Here is a 23,458-nt window from a genome sequence, read left to right on the forward strand (position 1 = left end):
CCCGCCGAGTCTAGATCAGAGCGCTGGCAGCTGCCCGGGGAACATCGGCGCGAGCTGGCGCGGGTAGCCGGCGATGAGCCGCAGCTCGTCGCCGGTCAGCGGCCGGCCGGTCTGGGCGTTGCAGAGCTGGACCAGCTGGAACACCAGTTCCTCCTCGTCCGGCCGCACCTCGATCCCGAGCCCGTCCAGCACGTGCCGGAAGCCGGCCTTGCCGCCGTACTCGCCGGTCAGCACCACGCGGCCGGTGCGCGCGTGCCAGTCCTCGGGGAACGGGCCGAGCGCGGCCTCATCGTAGAGCTCGTAGTTGCCGTGGTCCTTCAGGGCGCCGTCGGCGTGGATGCCGGATTCGTGGGCGAAGGCGTTGCGGCCCACGCCGACCTGGTTGTTCGGCAGCGGCTGGCCGAGCGCGTAGGCGGCCCACAGGGCGAAGCGGCGGGCCCAGGACAGGTCCAGCGGGTCGCCGATCTCGGTCCGGTCGGCCAGGGCCGAAGCCGTGCTGGAAGGCCAGGATCACGGACAGCAGGTCGGCGTTGCCCGACCGCTCGCCGACGCCGTTGACGCAGGTGTTGATCCACGCGTCCTGGCCGGCGTCCAGATCGCCGAGCGCCCCGGCCACCGAGTTGGCCACGGCCAGGCCGAGGTCGTTGTGGCAGTGCGTCTCGACCGGCGCGCCCAGGACCGAGGCCAGCTTGGCGAAGCGGTCGCCGCCGCACTCTGGCCCAAGCTGTCCGCCACCCCGCCGACTCCCGTCCAAGCCGACCCCTACGCCGTCGTGATGTCCGGCCTCGGCGTCCTCACCGGCCCCAAGCACGGCGGCGCCGCACTCGCCGCCGAGCGCATGCTGGCCGCCACCGCCGACCCCGCCGACGCCGCGCGCGTCATCGCCGAGCGGCTGCGCAGCGGCGAGCGCATCCCGGGTCTGGGCCACATGGTGTACAAGACCGGCGACACGCGTGGCATAACCCTGATGAACCTGGTCCGCACCGCGTGGCCGGACAACGAGCGCCTGGCCGTCGCCGAGGCGCTGGTCGCCGAACGCTCCGCACGCCGCCTCCCGGCGCTGAACATCGACTTCGCCCTGGCCGCGTTCGGCGCCACAGCCGGTCTGGTCCCGGGAGCCGGGCAGGCCGTCTTCGCGATCGCGCGGACTGCCGGGTGGCTGGCCCATGCGCTTGAGGAGTACCAGCGCCAGAGCCCGCTACGGCCGCGAGCCGTGTATGTAGGCCCGGACAGCAGCTGAAAGCCAGGCGTGCTCAGGCATCGGGTATTGGTCCCCGCTTCCGAACCCGGATTGGCCCTGTCGGCCCCGCTCACCGGTCCGGTAAAGCTGTGCCCATGTACTTCCAGCACGCCGCGGCCATCCGCTCCGAACACCCCGACCTGGTCGCCGCCGCGGTCACCGTCACCGGCATCACTTCCACGGCCGACGTCGAGGAGCAGGTGAGGCGCTTCACGGCGATCGCCAGCGGGCGGCTCGCCGACGGCACGGAGTCCGACCTGCCCGAGATCAAGGCCTGGCGCCAGGCGTTCTCGAAGATGGGGCTCCGGCCCACGCAGTACCGCTGCGCCTCCGAGGCCCTGCTGCGACGGCTTCGCAAAGAAGGCGGACTCCCCCGCATCCACCCCCTGATCGACCTGTGCAACGCGGTCTCCGTCGCCTTCGCGATCCCGGTCGCGGCCCTGGACCTGGAGCACATCCACGGCGACCTCGAGGTCCGCCACGCCACCGGCGAGGAGGAGTACGTGACCTTCTCCGACACGATCGAGCACCCGGAGCCCGGCGAGGTGATCTTCGCGGACGCCGCCGGCGCCTCCCACGCCCGCCGCTGGACGAACCGCCAGAGCGGCAGCTCGGCCGTGCGGCCGGCCACCTCCCGGGTCCTGATCGTCGCCGAGGCGCTGCACCCCTCGGCCGCCGAGGACGTCACCGCCCTGATGAAGTCGCTCGTCGCCGAACTCTCGGCGGTGTGGCAGGCGACGCCCACGGCGGCGGTGCTGACCGCGGCGGCGCCACGGTTCGCGGCCTGAGCCGATGGTCCTGGATCCCGCACAGCTACCGTTTACCGCATGACCCGCAAGGATGAGACGACGGCACCCGCTGCGACGCCGCCCAATCCCGGCACTCCCACCGCGATGCTGAGCGACCTGCTGTGGGAGGTCTCGGCGCACGTCGAGCTCCTGGGCGAATCCGCCCTCGCCGATCTGCCGATCACCACGGCTTCCAGCGGGATGCTCATGACCGTCCACGCCGAACCCGGGATCACCGTCGCGGACATCACACGCCGCATGCCCAGGTCCCAGCAGGCCGTCAGCCAGATCGTCACCCGCCTGGAGAAGCTGGGCCTGATCGAGCGCCGGGTGCGGCAGGGGCGCGGCGTCGGACTCCATCTGAGCGCCGAGGGCCGGTCGATGGCCGAAGCCGCCGTCGCCCGGGAGCGCGCTACCGATGAGCGGCTGGTCGCGATCCTCGGCCGGGAGCGCCATGACGCGCTGCGCCAGGTGCTGGTGGAGAGCCGGGCGCTGCTGCTGCAAGGGAAGCAGTAAGCATGGGGGACGCTTAATGCAACATCTTGTTTCAACAAGATGTTGTGCTAATGTGGGGTACATGGTCCACGCCTCACTCACAGCAGCGTTCGATCTCAGCGGTCGTCGTGCCGTGGTGACCGGGGCCGGGTCCGGCATCGGGCGCGCGGCGGCGATCGTCCTGGGCCAGGCCGGCGCTTCGGTGCTGGCTCTCGACATCGACGGCGCGGGCCTGGCCGAGACGAAGGCTCTCGCCTCGCGGACCTCGGACGCCGCGTCCGGAACCGCGTCCGCAACCGCATTCGCCGCCGCCGTCGTGGATGTCGCGGACTTCGCGGCGGTCGAGAACGCCCTGGCCGCCGACCGCTTCGACGTGGTGGTCAACGCCGCGGGCATCATGGCCCCCGACTCGCTCGCCGCGACCGACGGCGCGCAGTGGGACCGGGTGCTGGCGGTGAACCTGACCGGGTGCTTCAACGTGCTGAAGTGCGCCGTGCCGCACATGAGCGGCCCGGCCAGCGTCATCCAGATCTCCTCGATGATGGGGCACCGCGGTCTCGCGTTCCCCGCCTACACCGCGACCAAGGGGGCGGTCCTCGCCCTCACCCGGCAACTCGCCGACGAGCTCGGGCCGCGGGGTATCCGGGTCAACTCAGTGAGCCCCGGCATGATCCTGACCGGGATGACGCGGGACCATCTCGCCCACGCCGAGCACCGCGACCAGATCACCGAGCGCACCCCGCTGCGCAGGGTGGGAGCGGCCGAAGACATCGGCTACGCGGTGCTCTATCTCGCCAGCGACCTGTCCGCGTTCGTCACCGGCACGGACATCCTGGTCGACGGCGGGCTGACCTCCGTGATCAACCTGTGAGGGGCAGCGGAAGGCCCGATCGATACCCGGCCGCCACCAGAGCGGTGACCCACTGGTGGATGACCGCACCCGGACCGAAGTCGCCGTGGCCGGTCCACCAGTCGGAGCAGGTGATGGTCGTCCACGATGGCGGCGAACACGACAGGTATGAGTCCGATCCGGGATCCCGTGGCCACGCGGGTACGTCAGCCGACCGCGCCGATGAAGAACACGCATATACACAACGGCGTCCCACCCTGCCCGGCGGTGCGGCGCGCCACGGATCCATGAAGATCAACAGCCTGATGGCGCTGGTCAGTTCACTGATATGACGGGGTGAGACGGCCTACGCCCCACCGTCGGATCGGCCGTCCGCTCCCGCCGGGATCTGAAGTGCGGCGATCGCGGCCTCGACAAGGGTTCTGGCCACATTGCCGGTGAGCATTCCGGTCACCAACCAGTGGTAGACAGGCGGGCCGAAGACCAGATCCCGGACCGTGCCGGCTTCGAGGTTCTTGTTCAGCCGGCCTTCGGCCAGTGCCCGTTCGATCAGGTCCGTGATCACGGTGTCGCGGGGCCTGAGGTATTGCAGGCGCAACATCTCCGCCAGGTCGGGGCGGCGGCCCGCCTCGGCGAGCACAGCGATCGCGACTGGTCCGACGGGAGAGCCGGCCAATCGTAGTGCGAACTCGACCGCGAACTCCTCAAGGTCGCGCAGCACCTCGCCGGTATCGGGTACACGCAGCGGCGGGACCGTCTCTATGAGGGCACTCACCACCAGATGGTCCTTGGTCGGCCAGCGCCGGTAGACCGCGGGCCGGCCCACTCCGGCGCGACCGGCGACCGCCTCGATCGTCAGTGCCGCGTATCCCTGCTCGATCAGCACCTCGACGGTGGCCGCGATGACGGCGCGGTCGAGGTCGGCGCTGCGGGGGCGGCCGCGGCGCGGGACGGCAGCGCCTTCGTCTTGATGAGTCACGCGTCAAACATTACAGTACGACTCGTAATCAAACTATGGCGCTGCTCGTAGCGGGACTCCAGGGCGCATGATGATCGGCAAGCGGTCCACCCGAGGGCTTCGGCTCACGATGGCCGCGCACGATGCCGACAGATCCGTCATCGCCCTCGTCACCGGATCGGGCCGTCGCGACAACTGGAGGACCTCGTGCCGTTCGCTCGCCTGACTGTGGCTGATCCCGACTTGTCCATCCAGACCCAACAGAACCTGGTGGAAGGCATCACCAAGCTGCTTGCCTCCACACTGCTCAAATCACCGCAGGTCACCGTCGTCAGTACCGTCCTGGCCCCCCGCGAGCAGTGGTTCGTCGCGGCCACGCCCCAGACCCACGCGACCGGGGCCCACCTGGAGGTCAGTATCACCGCCGGCACCAACACCACCGACGAGAAGGCAGCCTTCCTCCGCGAGGCCCACCGCCTGCTGGCCGACACTCTTCACACGCTCTCACCCGCCGTCTACGTCGCCCTCCATGAGCTGGACGCCGGCTCCTGGGGCTACAACGGCGTCAGCCAGCTGGCTCGCCGCGAGCAGGACCCGTCGGAAACAGACTGAGCCCGAGTCCGCCGGCCAATGTCGGTGGCGTTGCCCCGTCACCAGTATTGGTTGTCGGACTCCAGAGCGAAGGTGAGCTGATGGACCAGCTCCGTACCGGGCAGACCGAAGGAGCTCAGCGCGTTGGCCCAGTCCAGGGTGTTGCCGATCAGAGTCATACCGCGGGGCACGGTCCCGAATCACTTCGCCGCGCGGGCCGCCGCTTCGAGACGGTCGCGATAGTCGGCCCACCACTGCTCGTCGTGGTCCGGCAGATTCGAGGTGCGGGTGTTGAGTCCGGCCGAGCCGTCGATCTGCTCGCGCACGATGTCGGCGTGCCCGGCATGCCGGTTCGTCTCGGCGACCATGTGCACCATGATCGTGTGCAGCGTCACGGCGCCGCGCTCGCCCCACCACGGCACCCGGCCCGGCGCGTCGAGGTCCAGGGCGTCGATGGTGGCGTCGGCATGCGCCCAGGCGCGGTGGTAGAGCCCCACGATGTCCTCGCGCGACTGCTCGGGGGTCGCCCAAAAGTCGGCGTTCTCCTCGGCATCGTCCTCGACCCACGGCATCGGCTCGGGGAACGGCCGGTCGAAGATCTCGCCGAAGTAGCCCGCGGCGGTGCTCGCGACGTGCTTGATCAGACCGAGCAGATTCGTCCCGGTCGGGGTGAGCGGCCGGCGGATGTCGTATTCGGACAGTCCGTCGAGCTTCCACAGCAGCGCCTCGCGGGAGGTGCGCAGGTAGCGGTGCAGGACGGCCTTGGGATCGAGGGCTTCGGGACTTGGCATGCCCGAAGTTTGCCATGCCGCCCCGCGCTCTCCTGGAAACCTCACGATTCGGGTGACGGTGGGGGTGGTGGCCGGCTTGCTGCTCGCAGCCGGGTGCAGGGGCCGGCTGCCGTTCAGAGCCCGCGCAGGTGGTCGTGCAGGGCGCGGGCGACCCGGCCGATCACCGCGTCCGCCGCGGGCTGCGCCGCCGCGGGCACCGTCGACTCGGTCAGGGCCACCACCACATAGGTCTCGCCGTCTTCGTGTTCGACGACGCCCGCGTCGTGGCGCAGGTTGAGCAGGGTTCCGGACTTGGAGGCCCAGCCGGTCGCGTCGGAGATGAAGTCGGGGCCGAGGCGGCGTTGCAGGACACCGTCCCGCATCAGGGCTCTGACTCTGGCGGCGACCCGCGGGTGGAGCGCGGAGGGCGCCCACAGTTCTTGGAGCAGGTCGGCGAACGCCCGCGCGGTCCCGGTGTTGGCGCGGGAAACGTCCAGCGGCGCGACCGGGTGGCCGCCGCCGGGGGTGCGGGCACCGATGACGAGGGCGTGTACGAGGTGCGGGCCGTCCGGGCCGGGTTCGGTGCCGAAGACGTTGAGGAGGTCGCGCATCGGGTGGCGCACCGCGATGCCTTTGATCCCGGCGTCGGTGAGGACGCGGTCGACCTCGGCCGGCGGCACGAGGGCGAACAGCGCGTCGGCGGCGGCGCTGTCGCTGATGGAGACCGCGAGGTAGACCAGGTCGTCGATCGCGATGCGGGCCGGGTGGGTGAAGCGGCCGATGCCGACCGGCGGCGTGGCGCTGTCGGGGTCGGGGGCGATGGCGAGCTGGCGCGCGCCGTCGAGCCGGCCGAGGCGGATCTGTTCCAGGACGGCGATCGCCAGCGGGACCTTGACCAGTGAGGCGATGGGATAGACGACGTCCGGGTCGAGGGCGATCTCTTGGCCGGTGTCGAGGTTGCGGACGAGGAAGGATCCTGACAGGCCGGCTTCGGTGAGGCGGTCGCCGAGCTCTGCGATCAGTTCTCTGTCACGCATCCGCCGCTCCTGTCTCGCCGGTCCCGGCTGCTCCCAGCGCGCGGGCGAGTTCGGCGCCCACACGCGAGCGTAAGAGCGCGGCGTCTTCACCGATATGTGCGGCGATCGTGTATCCCCGGGCAAGGGCCGCCCCGGCGATCGGTCGCCACAGGAGGCCCAGTTCCTTCGCCTGGCTCGCTGAGGCCAGAACGAAGTCGCGGGTGCGGAACGCCGCACCGACCGCCGTGACCAGCGATATCGCGACCGGAATCTGTCCCGGCAGCAGCGCGGCGCGGTGTCCGGCGCGTTGGAGGACGTCGCGCACGTGCGGAACGTCGTCCTCGGGCTGGATCCACACGCGGCGCAGCGCCGTCGGTTCCGTCCGCGAGGGCCGCAGCGATTCGAGCCGCATCGCGCGGGGTTCCGCTTCGTTCCTTCCGGCCGCCGGCGCCGAGGCGAGCCCGAGCGGGACGACCCATGCCGCCTCGTCCGGCGGCACCGCCTGCACCGCCGCGCGTACTGTCTTGTCGCGCATCCATGCCGCTCGCCGCTCCGGACCCGCGCTGCGCAGATCCAGCGCCACGTCCGCCTCGCGCGCCGCGGCGTCGAGCAGCGCCAGGTGCCGGACGTCGCAGATCTCGGGCACGGCCAGCGTCAACGGCCGCAGCTTGGCCTCCGCGGCGTGCTGGTCGAGCGCGTCGGCGTACTGCACCAGGCGCTTGGCCGGGCCGAGGATGTCCTGGCCGAAGACGGTCAGCACGGCGCGGCGTGCCGTGCGGTCGAACAGCGGCTGCCGGAAGTGCTTCTCCAGCGCGGCCACCCGGCGGCTGGCGACCGACTGCGGTATGCCCTCGGCCGCCGCGCCGAGCGTGAAGCTGCCGCGTTCGGCCACGCTGGCGAAGATGCGGCAGGCGCTGACGAGGTCCACGGGATCAGATCGTATGCCGAATGTGCATGGAACATGGCGTGGGGGTCTTTGACCGCATGGATCATCGCGGACAGGCTGGCCGTTATGAGGAGATTCACGGTCGCGGTCGCGGCCTCGCTCGGATTGGCCGCCACGACGCTCGCCGGATGCTCGTCGGCCTCGCATGCGACCAGCACCGGTGCCGGCGCTGGTGCTGGTGCCGCCGCCACATCACCATCGGCGTCCGGGGCGACGAGCACACCCTCCGGCTCCCCCACCGCCACGGCAACCGACACGGCGGCGTTCACCGCGCTCCAGTCCCGCTACCACGCACAGCTCGGCCTCTACGCGCTCGACACCGGCTCCGGCCGCACGGTCGCCTTCCAAGCCGACCAGCGGTTCGCGTCCTGCTCGACCGTCAAGGCCCTGGTGGCGGCCGAGTTGCTGCGCCGCGAAACCGACGCCCAGCTCAACCAGACCATCACCTACTCCGCCGCAGACCTCGTCGACTACTCCCCCGTCACCTCGCAGCACGTGACCGGCGGCATGAGCCTCACGGCCGTGATGACCGCCGCGGTCGAGGTCAGCGACAACACGGCCCTGAACCTGATGCTCACCCAACTCGGCGGCCCACCCGCGCTGCAGACCGCCCTTCGCGGCCTGAACGACCCGACCACCAACGCCGACCGCACCGAGCCGACGATCAACTCCGCGACGCCCGGCGACACCCGCGACACCAGCACCCCCCGGGCACTGGCCGAGGACCTGCGCGCCTACGCACTCGGCGACGTCCTCACCCCGCAACGCCGCGCGATGCTGACCGGCTGGCTCACCGCCAACACCACCGGCGGCCCCTACATCCGCGCCGCGGTCCCGCCGGGCTGGACGGTCGGCGACAAGACCGGCAACGGCGACTACGGCACCCGTGACGACATCGCAGTGCTCTGGCCGCCGCACCGGGCGCCGATCGTGATCGCGGTGCTCTCCAACCGCGGCGACGCGAAGGACGCGAGTTCCGGGGACGCGTTGATCGCGGACGCGACGAAGGTCGCGCTTCAGGGGCTCGGCACCTAGGCTTGATTTTCATAACGCGGTTTCCGCGTGACACGTTCTCAGCGTGACGGACCACTGGAGCCGGGATGCCGGCACCGCCCCCTACGAGTTCCTGACCGAAGTCGAACTCCGCCCCGCCCCCGACGGCGGCACCCACGTCCGCATGACCGCCGACGCCATGCACGACCAGGAGTGGACCCGGCGCCTCGCCGCCGGCCGCGCCAACGAGATGGACAACCTGGGGAACGTGGTGGGGCGGAACGCGTGACATCAGCACGCGCTGACCCGCGGCCCGCCTAGCCAGAGCGGGCGGCAAACCTCCACGCAAGCTCAACGAGCGCTTGCGCCGCCGTGGCCGCGCTTACGAGCATTGAGACATCCCCTCCCGACGTAGCAGCCCGTACCACCCGAGCTGACGCAAATAAGGAGCTTGTCTTGAAGTTCATAGCCGAGTCGCACAACACCGGGAACATCGCGCCCTACCTCGAGGCCGAAGGCGTACGCATCGGCGAGCTGGTCCAGGCCGGAATCCTGGAGAGCATCTTCCTGAAGGCCGACCAGTCCGGCGCCTTCCTCGTGCTCACCACCGATGACGAAGCCGCTGCCCGCACCGCCCTCGACAGCCTGCCGCTGGCGCAGAACCGGGTGACCAAGGTCGAGCTCACCGAAGTCGTCGTGCCCTGACCCGCTGAGCCATGACCGAGGTGCGGCGTCCGGCCCTGGTGGCCGGGCGCCGCGTCTTTCGAGGTCGGCCCCGGCCTGAAAGTTTCGCAAAGCGCCATTAATATGGCCCGGCAGGCACGGAAGGTCACCACGGAAGGCACCACCCATGGGCGAGGAGCAGCACGCGGCGCAGCCGGCGCGGCGCGGCGGGAGGCCGCCGCTGACCGAGTCGCGCAAGGACGAGATCCGGCTGGAGATCGCGATCGCCGCGGTGCGGCTGTTCACCGAGCAGGGCCTGGACGGCACGTCGGTGGCGCAGATCGCGGACGCCGCCGGGATCGCCACCCGCACGCTGTGGCGCTATTTCCCCAGCAAGGAGGCCTGCGCCGGGCCGCTGCTGTCGTTCGGCCTGGACCGGTTCACCTCCTATGTCCGCGACTGGCCGACCGACCTGCCGCTGGCCGGGGCGGCCGATGACACCCGCTGGTTCAGTGACGCCTCGCCGACCCGGCTGCTGCTGGTCATCGATCTGTTCCGGCTGACGCAGGCCGAGCCCACGCTCGATCAGGTGTGGATCCGCTGCTATTCGGACGCCGTGGCGCCGCTCGCGGTGGTGCTCGGCGAGCGGCTGGGACTGCCGGCCGACGACCTGCGGATCAAGGTCAAGGCCTCGATGCTGCTGGCCTCGATGCACCAGGGCCTGCGGCACTACGTCTGCCGCGCGCCGGGTGAGCACGGCCTGTCGCTGGAGGACACCATCCGCGCGGCGGCCCGGATCGGGCTGGCGGCGGCCGAAGCCCCGGAGCTCTGACGCGCCGACGCGCGGCGGCACCTCACAGCTCGCCGACACCCCACGGTGCGCCGGCGTCTCACCCCCGCACATGTGACCGGCCCCACAATCCCCATTATTGTCGCGTCGCGCCATTATCGCTAGGGTGATCACGGCCCCGGACCCGTTCGTCCGCCGCCGATCTCCCTTCTCCCGATCTGGAGCCGTCGCACCATGCCCAGACGCTCGGCGGGCACTTCGCGTCCCCACTACAACGTCATCTTCGCGGTCCTGCTCATCGGCATCTCCGCCTACGCGGTCCTGCAGTCGCTGGTCGCCCCGGTCCTGGCGACCTTCATCACCGCCCTGCACACGACGCAGGACACCGCGACCTGGCTGATGACCGCCTATCTGCTGGCCGCCTCGGTGGCCACCCCGATCCTGGGCCGGATCGGCGACAAGGTCGGCAAGGAGCGGATGCTGGTCATCACGCTGCTGGCGCTGACCGTCGGCTCGGGGCTGGCGGCGCTGTCGCACTCGATCGGCCTGATGATCCTCGCCCGGGCGATCCAGGGCCTGGGCGGCGGGCTGCTGCCGCTGTCCTTCGGCATCATCCGCGACGAGTTCCCGCCCGAGAAGGTGAACGCCGCGATCGGCCTGGGCTCGGCCCTGCTGGCCGTCGGCGGCGGGCTGGGGCTGCTGATCGCCGGCCCCATCGTCACCCACCTGAACTACCACTGGCTGTTCTGGATCCCGATGATCCTGACCGCGATAGCCACCGTCGCTTGTTGGCTCTGGGTGCCAGAATCCCCGGTGCGCACCCCGGGCAAGATCAGCTGGGGCGCCGCGCTGTGGCTGTCGGCCTGGCTGGTGCTGCTGCTGCTCGCCGTCAGCGAGGGCCCGGCCTGGGGCTGGGGCTCGGCGAAGGTGCTGGGGCTGTTCGTCGGCGCGGCCGTCTGCCTGCCGCTGTGGATCTGGACCGAGGCGCGCTCCAGCGCACCGCTGATCGACATGCGGATGATGCGGCTGCCGGCGGTGTGGACCACGAACCTGGTCGCGCTGCTGTTCGGCGTCGGCATGTACACCGTGATGACGTTCCTGCCGCAGCTGGTGCAGACCCCGAAGGCGGTGGCCGGCTACGGCCTGAGCGCCAGCATCACCCAGTCCGGCGTCTACCTGCTGCCGATGACCATCGGCATGTTCCTGCTCGGCATCGCCGCCGCGCCGCTGGCCAAGCGGGTCGGGCTCAAGGCGGTCCTGGTCCTGGGCTGCCTGGCCAGCATCCCCGGCTTCGCCGCGCTCGCCCTGGGGCACTCGCAGGGCTGGCAGATCTACGTCGCCTCGGGCCTGCTCGGCGTCGGCATCGGGCTGGCGTTCTCCTCGATGTCCGCGATCGTGGTGCAGTCGGTCCCGGCCTCGCAGGTCGGCGTGGCCAGCGGGATGAACGCCAACATCCGCACCATCGGCGGCGCGATCGGCAGCGGCGTGGCCGCGAGCATCCTGGCCTCCGGCGTCAGCACGGCGAACCCGATCCCGAAGGACTCCGGCTACACCAACGTGTTCTGGATGCTCACCGCGGCCACGATCCTGGCCGCGCTCGCCGGCCTGATCATCCCGGCGCTGAAGCAGCGGCCGAGCGCACCGGAGGACCGCTTGGACGTCGACGACGCCCAGGCGAAGGCCGGCGTGTAGGCAGTCCGCACTCTGAGATAGCCGGTGGACGGCGCGCCACCGGCTATTCCCTGACCGCTGATGTGGATGGTATATGGTGCGCTATGCATCTTGGCTCACAGCCAGAGCTCCATCCCGCGCTGGTAGAAGAACACATCCTCGCGTCCGTCCCGCAAGTCCGCGCCTGTCTGGTCGTCTCGGCCCGCCTGCGCGGCCGGGTGCAGACCGACGTCCTGCTGGACCTGCGGCCCGGCGCCGATCCGGACGACGACCACGAGAGCGCGGTCCGGGCCGCGCTCACCGAATCCGAGGCCGCGACGCTTCGCCGGGTCTTCGTCCTGGGCACGGACCGGGACGAACCGGAGGGCGGGCTCGACCATCACCGGGCCCTGATCCGGCAGAATCAGATCGCTGAGATGGCCGGCGCCCGGCTGCCCGGCGTCGGGCCCGGCGCGGATCCGGTTCCGGTGCCGGCCGAGCGGGTTCCGGTGGAGTTCGCCGGCGAGGGCGCGGGGACCGCCGGCCTGTCGTGGGGACAGCACGAGATCTGGCAGTCGATGACCCAGCAGGGCAACTGGCTCCCGTTGGGCGGCTGGCGGCCGCTGGATCCCGGGACCCGGGTCGAGGACGTCGCCTCCGAGCTGGCATACCTGCACGGCCGGTTCCCGTCGATGCGGACCCTGCTGCGGGTCGACGCGGACGGCACGCTGCGCCAAGAACTCTCGGCGACCGGATCCACCCACCTCGAGGTCTACGACGCCGGCACCGACGCCGCCCCGGACCCCGGGGCCGCCGACCGGTTGGCCGCCGCCATCTCAGAGCACTACCAGCGCCTGCCCTACGACCTGCGCACCGAATGGCCGGTCCGGATGGCCGTGGTACGCCAGGGCGGCGAGGCGACCCGGATGGCCGTCGTCATGCACCACCTGGCCCTGGACGGCGGCGGGGCCGAGATCATGATGCGTGAGGTCGCGGTCCGGGCCAGCACGCCGCCGGCCGGGCTCCAGCAACTGGAGCAGGCCCGGTGGCAGAACTCACCGGCCGGCCGCCGACACAGCGACCGGACCCTGCGGCACTTCGCCGAGATCCTGCGCGCGATGCCGACGCCGACCTTCCCGCCGTCCGGCGACCCGCGCCGCCCCCGCTACTGGAGCGCCGAGTTCGTCTCGCCCGCGCTGCGTCCGGCGCTGGCGGCACTGGGCGAGCGCACCGGCGCCGATCCGGCCCGCGTACTGCACGCGGTCTACGCGATCGCGCTCGCGCACGTGACCGGCGTGCACCCGGTCCTGTTCCGCCCGGTCATCGGCAACCGCTTCCGGCAGCAGCTGGCCGACGTGGTGTGCCACACGGCCCAGGCCGGGGCGGTGCTGCTCGACGTCGCCGACGGCACCGTCGAGGACGTGATCGAGCGGGCCGGACCGGCCGCGATGAACGCCTTCAAGCACGGCTACTTCGACCCGGTACAACTCAATGCCCTGGTCGAGGAGATCGGCCGGGAGCGGGGTGCCGTGCTGGACGTGGCGTCGTTCTTCAACGATCGCCGCGGGACACCGACCGCCACGCCGACCGGCCCGGCGGCATCCACTGCCACGACCACCACCGCCGACGACTACGCCAGGGCGCGCGCCGCCAGCGAGTTCCGCTGGGTCGAGCGCCGCAACGACCCGGTGGAACGGTTGTTCCTGCACGTGGACGACTCGCCGGACACGGTCACGCTCACCATCGAGGCCGACACCCGGGCCCTGTCGCCGGCCCAGATCGAGGCGGTGGTGCGCGAGATGGAAGAGGTGGCGGTGGCCGCGGCGGTCCAGCCGGGTCTCAGCACTCGAATAAAGGCAGGTTGACCCCGCTCGAAGGGTTCGCGCGGCCGATCGCGGGTACGGCGTTCGGAGTGAAGACCATGATGCGGTTCGATGTCGTGATCGAGATTCCGGCGGGCTCCCGGAACAAGTACGTCATGGACCACCGCCTGGGCCGCATCCGGCTGGAGCGGCAGCTGTTCACCTCGACCAGCTACCCGGCCGACTACGGCTACATCCCCGGCACGCTGGCCCAGGACGGCGACCCGCTGGACGCCGTGGTGCTCCTGGACAGCCCGGCGTTCCCCGGTATCGAGGTTTCGGTGCGGCCGATCGCGATCTACCGCTCGCAGGACGAAAAGGGTGTGGACAACAAGATCCTGTGCGTGGCGGCCGGGGACCCCCGCTACGCGGACGTCCAGGACCTGGCCGACGTGGCTCGCGAGCGCCTGGACGAGATCGGTCATTTCTTCGACGTCTACAAGGACACCGAACCCGGCCGGCAGGCGCACCCCGGCACCTGGGCCGACCGCGCCGCCGCCGAGGCGGTCATCGAGGCCGACCGGCGGCGGCTGAGCGAGGCGAGGGCCGAGTAGGGCGGAACCGCGGTGATCACAGCGCGGGTGAGGACTTCCGTCGCTCAGTGCGGATCCGGCGCCGGGTTCGCCCCGGGCCGGGCCAGGAAGTCGAAGTCACAGCCCTGATCGGCCTGCGTGATGTGGTCGGCGTACAGAGCACCGTAGCCGCGCTCGAACCGCGGGGCCGGCGGCTCCCAGGCGGCGCGGCGCCGGGCGAGTTCGGCGTCGTCGACCTCCAGGCACAGGGTGCGCGCCGGAACGTCGAGGGTGATCACGTCGCCGGTCCGGACCAGCGCCAGCGGGCCGCCGGCCTGGGACTCCGGGGCGATGTGCAGGACGCAGGTGCCGTAGCTGGTGCCGCTCATCCGGGCGTCGGAGATCCGGACCATGTCCTTGACGCCCTGCTTCAGCAGGTAGGCGGGAATCGGGAGCATGCCGTACTCGGGCATGCCGGGGCCGCCGAGCGGGCCCGCACCGCGCAGGACGAGGACGGTGTCCGGGGTGATGCCGAGCGCCGGATCATCGATGCGCGCTTGCAGGTCCGGATAGGAGTCGAAGACGACCGCCGGTCCGCTGTGGGTGAGCAGGCGCGGCTCGGCGGCCAGATGCTTGATGACCGCGCCGTCCGGGGCCAGGTTGCCCCGCAGCACGGCGACGCCGCCGTGCTCGGCTACGGGGTTCGCACAGGGGCGGATCACCTCGGGATCATGAGTCTGGCTGTCGGTGTAGTAGTCGCCGAAAGGGATCCCGGCGACGGTCGGGCGGTTCGGATGCAGCGTCCCCGGGACTTCGGCCAGCTGCCGGAACAGGGCCCTGAGACCGCCCGCGTAGTAGAAGTCCTCCATCAGGAACCTGCCGACCGGCCGGACGTCGGCCAGCACCGGGACGCGTTCCCCGATCGCGTCGAAGTCGTCCAGCCGCAGCTCCACGCCGAGCCGGCCGGCCATCGCGATCAGGTGGATCAGGGCATTGGTCGAACCGCTGAGCGCCAGGACCGTCGCCGCCGCGTCCTGGAACGCCTCGCGCGTCATCACCTGCTGCGGCGTCACGCCCTCGCGCACGATCGCCACCGCGCGCATGCCGGAAGCCGCGGCCATCCGGTGATGCGCGGAGTCGACGGCCGGTATCGAGGAGGCGCCTGGCAGCGTCATGCCCAGCGCCTCGGCGCAGGCGGTCATGGTCGAGGCCGTGCCCATCGTCATGCAGTGCCCGGGCGAGCGCGCGAGGCCGCCCTCGACCTCGGCCATCTCGCACTCCCCCACGCGTCCGGCGCGGTACTCGTCGAAGTAGCCGAACAGATCGGTGCCGCTGCCGAGCGTCTTGCCGCGGTGGTGTCCGCGCAGCATCGGGCCGGCGGGCACGAACAGTGCCGGCAGCCCGGCGCTCGCGGCGCCCATCAGCAGAGCCGGTGTGGTCTTGTCGCAGCCGCCCATCAATACGGCGCCGTCTACCGGGTAGGAGCGCAGTAGTTCTTCGGTCTCCATCGCCAGCAGATTGCGGTAGAGCATCGGCGTGGGCTTCTGGAACGTCTCGGACAGCGTGGAGACCGGGAACTCCAAAGGGAATCCGCCGGCCTGCCACACTCCGCGCTTGACCTGTTCTGCGCGCTCGCGCAGGTGCATGTGGCAGGGGTTGATGTCGGACCAGGTGTTGAGGATCGCGATGACCGGCTTGCCGAGGTGTTCCTCCGGCAGATAGCCGAGCTGACGCATGCGGGAGCGATGGCTGAAGGCCCGGAGGTGGCCGCCGGTCGCGCCTTCGCCGAACCAGGCGGCGCTGCGCAGGGTCGGCGGGTTGGGCGCGGAAGCGCTTATGTCCGCACTCACAGCCAGCCCCCGGCCCGCCACTGGTCGAGCACGGCACCGATCCGGTCCCGCAGCGGCTGCGGTAGCGACCGGGACGGCGGCCGCACGTGCCGATCGATGATTCCCAGCTGGGCCAACGCCTCCTTGACCACGCTGACGTTGTCGGCGCCGGCGTCGGCGCCGCGCAGCTCCTCGAATTCGCGGACCGTTTCCCACAGCAGCATCGCCTTGGCGAAGTCGCCGCCGCGCAGCGCGTCCAGCATCGCCAGGGACAGCCGGGGGGCGACGTTGACCAGTCCGGAGGTGAATCCCGTGGCACCGACAGCGAAGCAGCCGGGGGCGGACAGTTCTGCGAGCCCTGCGATCCAGGCGAAGGCGTCGAGCCCGGCGTCACGCGCCACCGAGGCGAAGCTCACCGAGTCCGGGACCGCGTACTTGACGCCGATCACGTTCGGGCTGTGTCCGGCCAGCGTGGCTATGTGTTCCCCGCTTATGCGCGCGTCGCGGACGTAGAGGACGATCCCGAGTCCGGGGACGGTGTCGGCGATGGCGCGGTGGTACTCGATCCAGCCCTCGGCGGAGCGGTAGGGGTGCACCGGCTGGTGGATCATCAGGGCACTGGCGCCGGCGCGCGCCGCGTGCCCGGCCGCGTCGACGGCGCCGGCCAGGTCCAGGCCGACGCCGGCCACCACCTCGGCCTGTCCGTCCACGGCCGCCACCGCCGATTCCACGGCCCGCCGCCGCTCGGCGTCGCCGAGGGTGTGGAACTCGCCGGTGTTGCCGTTGGGCGTGACGGCCTGGACGCCGTGCTCGACCAGGCGGCGAAGCACCGCGGCGTGGCCGTCCCAGTCCACGGCGCCGTCGGGGGTGAACGGGGTGACGGGGATCGCCACCAGCGTCGCCAGGCGGTCCCGCTGGTGCGCGAGGTTCGGCGGGGTCGGCGGGGTCGGGTCCTGCGATGCGGCGGTCATGATGTCGGCTCCGTTTCGTCGGGTCGGCCCGGGTGTCTCAGGCTTCGTCCTCGGGGAAGTTGCGTGCCACGAACGAGCTGATGTGCCCGCGCATCAGGATCCTGACCTCGTCGCTGTCCCCGCTCTGGGCCGCCGCCAGGATCGCCCGGTGCTCGGCCGCTTCCCGTTCCCAGGTGGGGCGTTTCGCCCAGGCCGCGGCCGAGACGAGCGCGGTCTGGTCACGCAGGTCGTCCAGGGTCCGCACCAGCAGCGGGTTGCCGCAGCCGAGGTACATCTGGCGATGGAAGGCGCGGTTGGCGAGCGAGCGCTCGGCGGCGTCAGTAGCCTGATCCGCCTGCTCCAGGGCGCGCCGGGCGGCCGACCAGTCGCCTCGGGAGGCGGCCGTGCGGCCGGCCGCGACGGGTTCGAGGAGTTGGCGCATGTCGTAGATGTGGCGGGCGTGGGCGCGGTCGATCTCCCGTACCGAGCCGCCTTTGTAGGGGCTCATGGTGACCAGTCCGGTGCCGGCCAGCGTCTTCAGCGCCTCGCGGACCGGGGTCTTGGAGACCCCGAACTGAGCCGCGAGTTCGGTCTCCACCAAGGGCTGGCCGGGCTTGAGCTCGCCGGTCAGGATGGCATACTTGACGGCCTCCAGCACCGCCTCGGTGCGGGACGGGAGCGCGCCGGGCGGGGAGCCTGTCGCGGGGCCTGGTGCGGAAGCTGTCGCGGAGCCTGTCGCGGGGGATGGGGCTGAGGCGGGCATCGAGGCTCCTGGGTCGGTCAGATCTCATATATGAGAAGTGATGCGAGCCTAGGGGCGCTGGCTGGGAGCGTCAACGCTTAAGGGTTGACGCGCGGGCGGTTGGCGACGATTTCATATATGAGATGCGGTGCGCTAGCCGTGCAGATCGTGGTCGTCCAGGACGTCGGAGATGACCCGCTCGAAGGTCGGCGCCGTGGCCGGGTTGTCGCGGATCGCCTCACCGAACTGAATCAGCGCCTTCCAAAGTGCCCAGCCACGGCCCCGGGCCCAGGTCGCCGAATCCTGGCGGACCGCGCCGCGGAAGGCCTCGCGGGCCCGGCCGGTCAGCGTCACCCAGGCGATGACCAGGTCGCAGGCCGGATCGCCGACGCCGCTGGTGCCGAAGTCGATCACGGCGGACAACCGGCCGTGGTCGATGAGCAGGTTGCCGGTGGCGAGGTCGCCGTGGAACCAGACCGGTGCGCCGGTCCACTCGGCGGCCAGGGCGGCTTCCCAGACCCCTGCGGCGCGCCGGGTGTCGACGCGGCCTTCGAGCTCTGCCAGCAGGCGGCGGGTCTCATCGTCGTAGTGGGCCGGGGAGGCGCCGCGGTAGAAGCTGTGCGCGCCGGCCAGCGGGCCGTCTGTGGTGTCACAGGCCTGAAGCGCGTGGATGAAGGCGGCCAGATCGGTGGCGAACATGGCGGGGTCGGCCAGGCGCTCCAGGTCCAGCGTCGTGCCGGGCAGCCAGTTCCGGACCGACCACGGGTGCGGATACCCCTGCCCCGGCGCGCCGGTCCCCAGCACCTTCGGAATCGGCAGCGGCAGGTGCGGCGCGAGGCGTGGCAGCCACGTGTTCTCCTTCGCGACACCGGCCACGTAGCCGGCGGCGGTCGGAAGGCGCACGGTCATCTCCTCGCCGAGGCGATAGGTGCGGTTGTCGTTGCCGTCGCGCTCGACCGGGACCACCGGCAGGTCGGCCCACTGCGGGAACTGCGCCGCGATCAGGCGCTTGACCAGGGGTGCGTCAATGCCGGCGCGGCCGTCCGTGGCGGAGAACACCATGCCGTGATCCTGGCGGGAGGGCGGGGTTCGCGCAACGGGATATCTCGGGGCGAGCTTGAGTGGGACTGACCGCCGTGAACCATGTGCTATAGTGGCCTCAGCATCCCAGTGATCCGCTGATTTCTGATATCGCGGGTGTCGATGCATCTTCAGTTTTCATGGCCCGCCTGACGTTCTTGTCAGCAGGGCGTTTCCTCACCACCGGACCTGAGTCGCCAGATCCGCGCTCTGAGCGCGTAGTGCTGGACTTCTCCGTCCGCTGTGGTTCCCGGTGACCCGCCGCTCGCTTCGTGAATCTCCGACGACCGGTACGGCTCCCTCTCCCCTTCCGTCCTTGAAAGGACTCCTTATGACTACCGCAACACTCGAACACCCCAAGACCGAAACTCCCAAGGCCGAAACTCCCAAGAGCAGGCAGTCCCGCGGCAGGGCTGGGAGCGCTGGGAGCAAGACCGCCCAGGATCCGCAGCCGGTCATGCCGGTGGTCGGGATTCTCGACCAGCAGGACCAGCACGGCTTCCTGCGTGTCGACGGCTACGCGCCGGGTCCTCGTGACCTGTATGTCCCGCCCGCCCTGATCCGCCGGCATGGGCTGCGCTCCGGCGACCTCCTCGTCGGCGCTGCCGCCCCCGATCCGTCCGACGCCTCTGATACCACCAAGTCCGGCAAGACAGCCGACAAGGCCCGACCGCTGTTGCGCGTCGACACCGTCAACGGCCGGCCCGCGGACCAGCCGTACGCGCGGAAGCGGTTCGCGGACATGACTCCGCTGTATCCCCACCAGCGGCTGCGTCTGGAGACTGATGCGGCGCAATACAGCACGCGTGCCATCGATTTGGTCTCGCCGATCGGCAAGGGCCAGCGCGGCCTGATCGTGGCCCCGCCCAAGACCGGCAAGACCATGCTGCTGCAGGCCGTCGCGCGGGCGGTCACCGTCAACCACCCCGAGTGCCATCTGATGGTCGTGCTGCTCGACGAGCGCCCCGAGGAGGTCACCGACATGCGCCGCTCGGTGGCCGCCGAGGTCATCGCCTCCACCTTCGACCGGCCGGTCGGCGAGCACATCGCCGTCGCCGAACTCGCCGTCGAGCGCGCCAAGCGGCTGGCGGAGGCGGGTCAGGACGTCGTGATCCTGCTCGACTCCATCACCCGCCTGTGCCGGGCCCACAACAACAACGCCAAGTCCGGCGGCCGCACCCTGTCCGGCGGCGTCGACGCCGCCTCGGTCGCCGCTCCCAAGCGCCTGTTCGGCGCCGCGCGGAACCTGGAGGAGGGCGGCTCGGTGACGATCCTGGCCACCGCGCTCGTCGACACCGGGTCCCGGGCTGACGACTACTTCTTCGAGGAGCTCAAGAGCACCGGCAACATGGAGCTGCGGCTGGACCGCGCCCTGGCCGACAAGCGCATCTTCCCCGCGATCGACGTCGCCGGGTCCAGCACACGGCGCGAGGAACTCCTGGTCGCGGGCGACGAGCTTGACGCGCTGCGGCGGCTGCGGCGGGTGCTGCTTTCGCGGCCGCCTCAGCAGGCGGTCGAGCTGCTGCTGGAGCGGATGAAGCTGACGAGCGGGAATGATGTGTTTCTTCGGTCGATTCGGCAGACGACGCCGGCGGGGGTTTGAGGCCGGGGGTTTGAGGCCGGCCGGAGATTGCTTCCGGCAACGCCGCCGACGCCGGCAACCCCGCCAACCCCGGCACCAGAGGCGCCGGCGCCTCAGTCGTGCGGGACGAGCGCGACCGGGCAGTCGGCGTGCAGCAGCAGCGTTTGGGCGACGGGGCCGACGCGCACGCCGGGGCGGCCGTCCGCGTGGCGGTGGGTGCCGATGACGATGAGGTCGGCGTATGTCGTCGCGCCGGTGAGGAAGGCTGTGGGTGAGCCTTCGATGAGTTCGTGGTCGGTCACCACCTCGGGATACTGGTCCGGCCAGGGTTGGAGCACCTGTTCCAGTGCCTCCTCGGCGCGCTCGGCGGCCTGGGTCGGGGGGCGGCCGAGGGGGCCGGCGTCGCCGGTGTAGACGCGTGGCCACAGGGTGCCTGGCGCGCTGACCACCTTCAGGCGCGCGCCGCGGGAAGCGGCCTCGGTGTAGGCGAAGTCGAGGAGCTCGGCGGCGTTGTCGCCGACGTCGACGGCGGCTATCACCGTGCCGCGGATTCGGTGTTCCGAGCCGCGCACCACCAGGGCCGGGCAGGTGGCGCGGGCCACCGTGTGCCGGGCGACGGAGCCGGGGCGCAGGAAGCCGTCGCGGCCGTGGTGGCCCACGACCAGCAGGTCCGCGTCCAGGGACTGTTCGGCCAGGATGGCGGGGGTGGGGCCGTCCAGCTCTCGGGTGAGGATCGTCAGACCCGGGTGGTCGGCCCGGAGTTGGTCGGCGGCCTGGTCGACGGGGTCCTGCCGAACCGGGCCGGGCTGCGTGGCGGAAGCTTCCGGTGGTGCCGCGGGTGCGTGGTGGAGCGCGTGGATCACCGTGAGCGGGACCTCGCGTCGATCTGCCTCCGCCGCGGCCTCGGCGAGCACCCGCTCGCCGGCGGGACGCTGGTCGTAGCCGACGACGACGCCGGATTCCATGGTGTTGCGCCTCCCTGCTCGGGGTTCTGACGCCTGGTCCGGGTGATCCACTCCTATGAGACGATCATCCTCGCAAGCCGTCCGGGCTGCCAGTAGACGTGAGCGGCCAGTCTTCATCCGGCGTCGCCGTCCAGCATCGGCGCCGCGAGGTACTGCTCGGGGATGTCGAAAGCGTCCACCAGCGTCCGCGCGTGCGGACGCAGCTCGGCGCACAGTGTGTTCACCGCGCTGATGACGGCCTTCGACCGGCCGGCGCTCAGGCGTCCGTGCTCCAGGAACCAGGCGCGGTCCGCCTCGATGTTGCTCAGTGCGTAGAGGTCGCAGACCCGCTCCAGGAGGGCCTTCGCGCCGGGGTCCGGGCAGCGGCCGATCGCGTGGACGAACGCTTCCAGCACCAGGCGGTCGATGTGGACCCGGCCCGCGCGCAGGACGTGGTCCTGGGCCGCGTTGAACACGGCGAACGGGTCCGGCCCGGCTTTGCGCAGCCGGTCGGCGACGCCTTCCAAGACGTGCTGCTCGCGGTCCTGGAACAGCTTGAGCTGCCAGTCGCGGTCGAAGAGCGCCTCGCGGTCGTCGCCCTCGGTCAGCCGGTCGACGGCGTCGACGACCTTGCGGGCCGCGGTGCGCTCGGCCACCGCGCCCAGGACGCGTTCGGCGGCGAAGCGTGCGGTGGCCAGCGGGCTCAGGTTCTGGAACGCGTCCTTGTAGTCGGTCAGCAGCCCCTTGGCGACCAGCTGGAGCAGGACCGTGTTGTCCCCTTCGAAGGTGGTGAAGACGTCGGTGTCGGCCTTCAGTCCGGGCAGCAGGTTCTCGGCGAGGTAGCCGGCGCCGCCACAGGCCTCGCGGGCGTTCTGGATCGTGGCCGTGGCGTGCCAGGTGTTGGCGACCTTGAGCCCGGCGGCGCGGGACTCCAGCCGGCGTTGCTCCTCCTGCGGTGCGTCGGAGGCCGTGTCGTGGAGCGCCGCCACGAGTTCGTCCTGGGCGAAGTGCAGCGCGTAGCTGGTGGCCAGGGCGGGCAGCAGGCGGCGCTGGTGGCCCAGGTAGTCCAGGATCACGACCTCCTCGCCGTCCGGCTTCGCGAACTGGCGGCGCCGTTCCGCGTAGCGCACGGCCAGGGTCAGGGCCCGCTTGGTCGCGCTCCCGGCGCTCCCGCCGACGCTGACGCGGCCCCGGATCAGGGTGCCGAGCATGGTGAAGAAGCGGCGGGCGTCGCCTTCGATCGGGCTGGAGTAGGTGCCGTCCGGGGCCACGTCGCCGAACCGGTTGAGCAGGGCTTCCCTCGGGACGCGGACGTGGTCGAAGGCCAGGCGGCCGTTGTCGACGCCGTTGAGGCCGGCCTTGGGGCCGCAGTCCTCGATGAGGACGCCGGGCGCCGCCCGGCCGTCGGGATCACGGATCGGGACCATGAAGGCGTGCACGCCGCGGGCCTCGCCGTGCGTGATGAGTTGCGCGAACACCACCGCCGCATGACCGTCGCGCGCGGCGTTCCCGATGTATTCCTTGGTGGCGGCGCGATCCGGGGTGTGGACGACGAACTCGGCGGTGTCCGGATCGTAGGTCGCGGTGGTCCGCAGGTGCTGGACGTCCGAGCCGTGGCCGTGCTCTGTCATAGCGAAACAGCCGAGCAGGTCCAGGTCCTTGATGCGGCGCAGGTAGCGCTCGTGATGCGGCCGGGTGCCCAGCAGCTGTACGGCACCGCCGAACAGGCCCCACTGCACACCGGCCTTGACCATCAGCGACAGGTCGCCGAAGCCCAGCATCTCGAACGACACGACCGAGCCGCCGATGTCGCCCCCGCCGCCGTACGCCTTGTCGAAGCCGAGCCCGGGGACGTCGGTCGTGGCGAGCGCCTGGAGCTGGTCGAAGACCAGGGCACGGTGCGCTTCCACGGCGAGGCCGACCGGGTCCCGGTAGGGCTCGGCCGCCATCCGCGCCCGGACCTCGGCGCGCAGGGCGGCCCAGCGGCCGTCCAGGACCGGAGTCAGGGTACGTGGATCGACGTCGGCGGGTAAGGACGGCATGCGGCGCTCCTGGGTTCGGCGATCACGGCGAGGACACCTGGCGATGACAGCTATAGCGGCTGCTACAGCGTCAGCCCGGGCGGCCCGGCCGGACTCGGCATGGGTTCCGGCGGCTGCGGGTCGGGGCGCGGGACCGGGCTCGGCGGCGTGGGCTCGGGGAAGGGC

General features: G+C 71.1%; 26 protein-coding genes. 14 read left to right on the forward strand and 12 right to left on the reverse strand.

Going from position 1 to position 23,458, the window contains the following annotated elements; translation table 11 throughout:
• Nucleotides 1-15 precede the first annotated feature (15 nt).
• Entirely contained in the window at nt 16-372 is a 357-nt protein-coding gene (locus tag KGQ19_RS25715; protein WP_212012707.1) for a homocitrate synthase/isopropylmalate synthase family protein, read from the reverse strand.
• Nucleotides 287-754, reverse strand: a complete 468-nt coding sequence (locus KGQ19_RS52940; protein WP_212012715.1) for a hydroxymethylglutaryl-CoA lyase-like TIM-barrel protein — start codon at nt 752-754, stop codon at nt 287-289. The genes KGQ19_RS25715 and KGQ19_RS52940 overlap by 86 nt, the downstream gene beginning before the upstream one ends.
• Here KGQ19_RS52940 and KGQ19_RS52945 point away from each other — a divergent pair.
• From KGQ19_RS52945 to KGQ19_RS25745, 5 genes are all read left to right on the forward strand, one after another.
• Nucleotides 653-1,240, forward strand: a complete 588-nt coding sequence (locus KGQ19_RS52945) for a citrate/2-methylcitrate synthase (protein ID WP_438801879.1) — start codon at nt 653-655, stop codon at nt 1,238-1,240. The two genes, KGQ19_RS52940 and KGQ19_RS52945, sit on opposite strands and share 102 nt — an antisense overlap.
• Nucleotides 1,241-1,335: 95 nt before the next feature.
• On the forward strand, nt 1,336-2,028 hold the full coding sequence (locus KGQ19_RS25730; protein ID WP_212012718.1) for a B3/B4 domain-containing protein: 693 nt from the start codon (nt 1,336-1,338) through the stop codon (nt 2,026-2,028).
• Between the two features lie 39 nt (nt 2,029-2,067).
• Nucleotides 2,068-2,544 carry a MarR family winged helix-turn-helix transcriptional regulator gene (locus KGQ19_RS25735; protein ID WP_212012720.1) on the forward strand — a complete coding sequence of 159 codons (477 nt, stop codon included), beginning with the start codon at nt 2,068-2,070 and terminating at the stop codon, nt 2,542-2,544.
• Between the two features lie 61 nt (nt 2,545-2,605).
• Nucleotides 2,606-3,394 (forward strand): SDR family NAD(P)-dependent oxidoreductase, encoded by a 789-nt coding sequence (locus KGQ19_RS25740; RefSeq protein ID WP_212012722.1) that lies wholly within the window; start codon nt 2,606-2,608, stop codon nt 3,392-3,394.
• 113 nt (nt 3,395-3,507) lie between these two features.
• Nucleotides 3,508-3,705 (forward strand): hypothetical protein, encoded by a 198-nt coding sequence (locus KGQ19_RS25745; protein WP_212012724.1) that lies wholly within the window; start codon nt 3,508-3,510, stop codon nt 3,703-3,705.
• A gap of 14 nt (nt 3,706-3,719) precedes the next feature.
• On the opposite strand, the gene KGQ19_RS52075 is transcribed toward KGQ19_RS25745, so the two are convergent.
• On the reverse strand, nt 3,720-4,352 hold the full coding sequence (locus KGQ19_RS52075) for a TetR/AcrR family transcriptional regulator (RefSeq protein WP_212012732.1): 633 nt from the start codon (nt 4,350-4,352) through the stop codon (nt 3,720-3,722).
• Nucleotides 4,353-4,538: 186 nt separating this feature from the next.
• Between KGQ19_RS52075 and KGQ19_RS25755 the strand changes: the two genes are divergently transcribed.
• Complete coding sequence (locus tag KGQ19_RS25755) at nt 4,539-4,943, forward strand: tautomerase family protein (protein WP_212012734.1); 405 nt, start codon at nt 4,539-4,541, stop codon at nt 4,941-4,943.
• Between the two features lie 179 nt (nt 4,944-5,122).
• Here the strand turns inward: KGQ19_RS25755 and KGQ19_RS25760 are convergent, their stop codons facing one another.
• The 3 genes from KGQ19_RS25760 to KGQ19_RS25770 form a co-directional block, all read right to left on the reverse strand.
• Nucleotides 5,123-5,713 carry a DinB family protein gene (locus KGQ19_RS25760; protein ID WP_212012736.1) on the reverse strand — a complete coding sequence of 197 codons (591 nt, stop codon included), beginning with the start codon at nt 5,711-5,713 and terminating at the stop codon, nt 5,123-5,125.
• A gap of 113 nt (nt 5,714-5,826) precedes the next feature.
• Entirely contained in the window at nt 5,827-6,729 is a 903-nt protein-coding gene (locus KGQ19_RS25765) for a serine hydrolase (protein ID WP_212012737.1), read from the reverse strand.
• Nucleotides 6,722-7,636, reverse strand: coding sequence for a LysR family transcriptional regulator (locus KGQ19_RS25770; protein WP_212012739.1), 915 nt, complete (start codon nt 7,634-7,636; stop codon nt 6,722-6,724). Before KGQ19_RS25770 ends, KGQ19_RS25765 begins: the two co-directional genes overlap by 8 nt.
• An 84-nt stretch (nt 7,637-7,720) precedes the next feature.
• Here KGQ19_RS25770 and bla point away from each other — a divergent pair, with 84 nt between their 5' ends.
• From bla to KGQ19_RS25805, 7 genes are all read left to right on the forward strand, one after another.
• On the forward strand, nt 7,721-8,689 hold the full coding sequence (gene bla, locus KGQ19_RS25775; RefSeq protein WP_212012741.1) for a class A beta-lactamase: 969 nt from the start codon (nt 7,721-7,723) through the stop codon (nt 8,687-8,689).
• A 43-nt stretch (nt 8,690-8,732) separates the two neighbouring features.
• A complete protein-coding gene (locus KGQ19_RS25780) occupies nt 8,733-8,936 on the forward strand; it encodes a hypothetical protein (RefSeq protein ID WP_212012743.1) in 204 nt (67 codons plus the stop codon).
• 167 nt (nt 8,937-9,103) lie between these two features.
• Nucleotides 9,104-9,352: a hypothetical protein gene (locus KGQ19_RS25785; protein ID WP_212012745.1), complete on the forward strand. Its 249-nt coding sequence runs from the start codon at nt 9,104-9,106 to the stop codon at nt 9,350-9,352.
• A gap of 145 nt (nt 9,353-9,497) precedes the next feature.
• Nucleotides 9,498-10,142 (forward strand): TetR/AcrR family transcriptional regulator, encoded by a 645-nt coding sequence (locus KGQ19_RS25790; protein ID WP_212012747.1) that lies wholly within the window; start codon nt 9,498-9,500, stop codon nt 10,140-10,142.
• Nucleotides 10,143-10,334: 192 nt separating this feature from the next.
• Entirely contained in the window at nt 10,335-11,792 is a 1,458-nt protein-coding gene (locus KGQ19_RS25795; RefSeq protein WP_212012749.1) for an MFS transporter, read from the forward strand.
• An 83-nt stretch (nt 11,793-11,875) separates the two neighbouring features.
• Nucleotides 11,876-13,615, forward strand: a complete 1,740-nt coding sequence (locus tag KGQ19_RS25800; protein ID WP_212012751.1) for a condensation domain-containing protein — start codon at nt 11,876-11,878, stop codon at nt 13,613-13,615.
• 59 nt (nt 13,616-13,674) lie between these two features.
• Entirely contained in the window at nt 13,675-14,166 is a 492-nt protein-coding gene (locus KGQ19_RS25805; protein WP_212012765.1) for an inorganic diphosphatase, read from the forward strand.
• A 44-nt stretch (nt 14,167-14,210) separates the two neighbouring features.
• Here the strand turns inward: KGQ19_RS25805 and araD are convergent, their stop codons facing one another.
• From araD to KGQ19_RS25825, 4 genes are all read right to left on the reverse strand, one after another.
• Nucleotides 14,211-15,974: an L-arabinonate dehydratase gene (araD, locus tag KGQ19_RS25810; protein WP_307856510.1), complete on the reverse strand. Its 1,764-nt coding sequence runs from the start codon at nt 15,972-15,974 to the stop codon at nt 14,211-14,213.
• The gene (locus tag KGQ19_RS25815) at nt 15,971-16,924 is read right to left on the reverse strand and encodes a dihydrodipicolinate synthase family protein (RefSeq protein WP_212012753.1); all 954 of its coding nucleotides are present in this window, start codon (nt 16,922-16,924) and stop codon (nt 15,971-15,973) included. Before KGQ19_RS25815 ends, araD begins: the two co-directional genes overlap by 4 nt.
• A 37-nt stretch (nt 16,925-16,961) precedes the next feature.
• A complete protein-coding gene (locus KGQ19_RS25820; protein WP_212012755.1) occupies nt 16,962-17,666 on the reverse strand; it encodes a GntR family transcriptional regulator in 705 nt (234 codons plus the stop codon).
• Nucleotides 17,667-17,798: 132 nt separating this feature from the next.
• The gene (locus KGQ19_RS25825; RefSeq protein WP_212012757.1) at nt 17,799-18,707 is read right to left on the reverse strand and encodes an aminoglycoside phosphotransferase family protein; all 909 of its coding nucleotides are present in this window, start codon (nt 18,705-18,707) and stop codon (nt 17,799-17,801) included.
• 349 nt (nt 18,708-19,056) lie between these two features.
• Between KGQ19_RS25825 and rho the strand changes: the two genes are divergently transcribed.
• Nucleotides 19,057-20,328 (forward strand): transcription termination factor Rho, encoded by a 1,272-nt coding sequence (gene rho, locus KGQ19_RS25830; protein ID WP_212012759.1) that lies wholly within the window; start codon nt 19,057-19,059, stop codon nt 20,326-20,328.
• Nucleotides 20,329-20,420: 92 nt separating this feature from the next.
• Here the strand turns inward: rho and KGQ19_RS25835 are convergent, their stop codons facing one another.
• A complete protein-coding gene (locus KGQ19_RS25835; protein ID WP_212012761.1) occupies nt 20,421-21,272 on the reverse strand; it encodes a universal stress protein in 852 nt (283 codons plus the stop codon).
• Between the two features lie 113 nt (nt 21,273-21,385).
• Nucleotides 21,386-23,293 (reverse strand): acyl-CoA dehydrogenase family protein, encoded by a 1,908-nt coding sequence (locus tag KGQ19_RS25840; RefSeq protein ID WP_212012763.1) that lies wholly within the window; start codon nt 23,291-23,293, stop codon nt 21,386-21,388.
• Between the last annotated feature and the right edge of the window lie 165 nt (nt 23,294-23,458).

The sequence above is a fragment of the Catenulispora pinistramenti genome (assembly GCF_018274385.1).
Classification (GTDB): Bacteria; Actinomycetota; Actinomycetes; order Streptomycetales; family Catenulisporaceae; genus Catenulispora; species Catenulispora pinistramenti.

What these genes read in the sequence shown, in the direction of transcription:
- KGQ19_RS25740 (WP_212012722.1), top strand. Translation starts at nt 2,606, where the DNA reads ATGGTCCACGCCTCACTCACAGCAGCGTTCGATCTCAGCGGTCGTCGT.
- KGQ19_RS25820 (WP_212012755.1), bottom strand. Translation starts at nt 17,666, where the DNA reads ATGCCCGCCTCAGCCCCATCCCCCGCGACAGGCTCCGCGACAGCTTCC.
- KGQ19_RS25765 (WP_212012737.1), bottom strand. Translation starts at nt 6,729, where the DNA reads ATGCGTGACAGAGAACTGATCGCAGAGCTCGGCGACCGCCTCACCGAA.
- KGQ19_RS25840 (WP_212012763.1), bottom strand. Translation starts at nt 23,293, where the DNA reads ATGCCGTCCTTACCCGCCGACGTCGATCCACGTACCCTGACTCCGGTC.
- KGQ19_RS25735 (WP_212012720.1), top strand. Translation starts at nt 2,068, where the DNA reads ATGACCCGCAAGGATGAGACGACGGCACCCGCTGCGACGCCGCCCAAT.
- KGQ19_RS25800 (WP_212012751.1), top strand. Translation starts at nt 11,876, where the DNA reads ATGCATCTTGGCTCACAGCCAGAGCTCCATCCCGCGCTGGTAGAAGAA.
- KGQ19_RS25835 (WP_212012761.1), bottom strand. Translation starts at nt 21,272, where the DNA reads ATGGAATCCGGCGTCGTCGTCGGCTACGACCAGCGTCCCGCCGGCGAG.
- KGQ19_RS25760 (WP_212012736.1), bottom strand. Translation starts at nt 5,713, where the DNA reads ATGCCAAGTCCCGAAGCCCTCGATCCCAAGGCCGTCCTGCACCGCTAC.
- KGQ19_RS25815 (WP_212012753.1), bottom strand. Translation starts at nt 16,924, where the DNA reads ATGACCGCCGCATCGCAGGACCCGACCCCGCCGACCCCGCCGAACCTC.
- KGQ19_RS25790 (WP_212012747.1), top strand. Translation starts at nt 9,498, where the DNA reads ATGGGCGAGGAGCAGCACGCGGCGCAGCCGGCGCGGCGCGGCGGGAGG.
- rho (WP_212012759.1), top strand. Translation starts at nt 19,057, where the DNA reads ATGACTACCGCAACACTCGAACACCCCAAGACCGAAACTCCCAAGGCC.
- KGQ19_RS25730 (WP_212012718.1), top strand. Translation starts at nt 1,336, where the DNA reads ATGTACTTCCAGCACGCCGCGGCCATCCGCTCCGAACACCCCGACCTG.
- KGQ19_RS25825 (WP_212012757.1), bottom strand. Translation starts at nt 18,707, where the DNA reads ATGGTGTTCTCCGCCACGGACGGCCGCGCCGGCATTGACGCACCCCTG.
- KGQ19_RS25795 (WP_212012749.1), top strand. Translation starts at nt 10,335, where the DNA reads ATGCCCAGACGCTCGGCGGGCACTTCGCGTCCCCACTACAACGTCATC.
- bla (WP_212012741.1), top strand. Translation starts at nt 7,721, where the DNA reads ATGAGGAGATTCACGGTCGCGGTCGCGGCCTCGCTCGGATTGGCCGCC.
- KGQ19_RS25745 (WP_212012724.1), top strand. Translation starts at nt 3,508, where the DNA reads ATGGTCGTCCACGATGGCGGCGAACACGACAGGTATGAGTCCGATCCG.
- KGQ19_RS25805 (WP_212012765.1), top strand. Translation starts at nt 13,675, where the DNA reads ATGCGGTTCGATGTCGTGATCGAGATTCCGGCGGGCTCCCGGAACAAG.